This is a genomic window from Paenibacillus caseinilyticus (assembly GCF_027533645.1).
Lineage (GTDB): Bacteria > Bacillota > Bacilli > Paenibacillales > NBRC-103111 > Paenibacillus_G > Paenibacillus_G caseinilyticus.
In genome coordinates this window covers 1-1,207 of sequence record NZ_JAQAGY010000050.1, presented here as the reverse complement: position 1 = coordinate 1,207, position 1,207 = coordinate 1, and the positions used below count along the sequence as shown (strand labels likewise).

The window sequence follows — 1,207 nt, the reverse complement described above, 5'->3', positions numbered from 1 at the left end:
GGGGAGAACCAGCTATCTCCGAGTTCGATTGGAATTTCTCCGCTACCCCCACCTCATCCCCGAATTTTTCAACATTCGTGGGTTCGGGCCTCCAGTGCGTGTTACCGCACCTTCACCCTGGACGGGGGTAGATCACACGGTTTCGGGTCTACGTCCACGTACTATATGCGCCCTATTCAGACTCGCTTTCGCTGCGGCTGCGGCTTCTCACCTTAACCTCGCACGGGAACGTAACTCGCCGGTTCATTCTACAAAAGGCACGCCATCACCCGTTAACGGGCTCTGACTTCTTGTAAGCACACGGTTTCAGGTTCTTTTTCACTCCGCTCCCGCGGTTCTTTTCACCTTTCCCTCACGGTACTGCTTCACTATCGGTCACCAGGGAGTATTTAGCCTTGGCAGATGGTCCTGCCGGTTTCCCACGAGGTTTCACGTGTCTCGCGGTACTCAGGATCCGTCTAGGGTGTTCGCAGAATTTCAGTTACGGGGCTCTTACCCACTCTGGCCGGCCTTTCCAGACCTGTTCGCCTACTCTGCTTAACCCCTATTTGACGTCCTACAACCCCAAGGAGCAAGCTCCTTGGTTTGGGCTACTCCGCGTTCGCTCGCCGCTACTGACGGAATCACTATTGTTTTCTTTTCCTGAGGGTACTTAGATGTTTCAGTTCCCCTCGTCTGCCTCCGATGCAGCTATGTATTCACTGCATGGTACATGCGAATTACCACATGTGGGTTTCCCCATTCGGACATCCCCGGATCAAAGCCTGCTTACGGCTCCCCGAGGCCTTATCGTTGTTCGCCACGTCCTTCTTCGGCTCCTGGTGCCTAGGCATCCTCCGTGTGCTCTTACTAGCTTAACCTACAGCTATAAGATATACATTAGAATTGCTTCAGCTATTTCATTTCGCTATCCAGTTTTCAAGGAACAATATCGCAATGCATCACGGCATAGACCGTGGTGGATTGTCGAGGAGTTTGAAAGGGTATTGCACCTTTCAAAACTGAACACGAGTGAGTGTCCCGCTCTCGCGGTTGATGCAGCTTGCGCTGCCGATTTGTCCGCCACCCTTGCAGGTGACATGGACTCCATAGAAAGGAGGTGATCCAGCCGCACCTTCCGATACGGCTACCTTGTTACGACTTCACCCCAATCATCTACCCCACCTTCGACGGCTGGCCCCCTTGCGGGTTACCCCACCGGCTTCGG

The 1,207-nt window shown here is 53.7% G+C and carries 2 rRNA genes; both read right to left on the bottom strand.

Features of this window, described 5'->3' with window-relative positions:
• A 23S ribosomal RNA gene (locus O9H32_RS32740) occupies window positions 1-860 on the bottom strand; the annotation flags it as partial.
• Between the two features lie 232 nt (window positions 861-1,092).
• Window positions 1,093-1,207 (bottom strand): 16S ribosomal RNA (locus O9H32_RS32735); the annotation flags it as partial.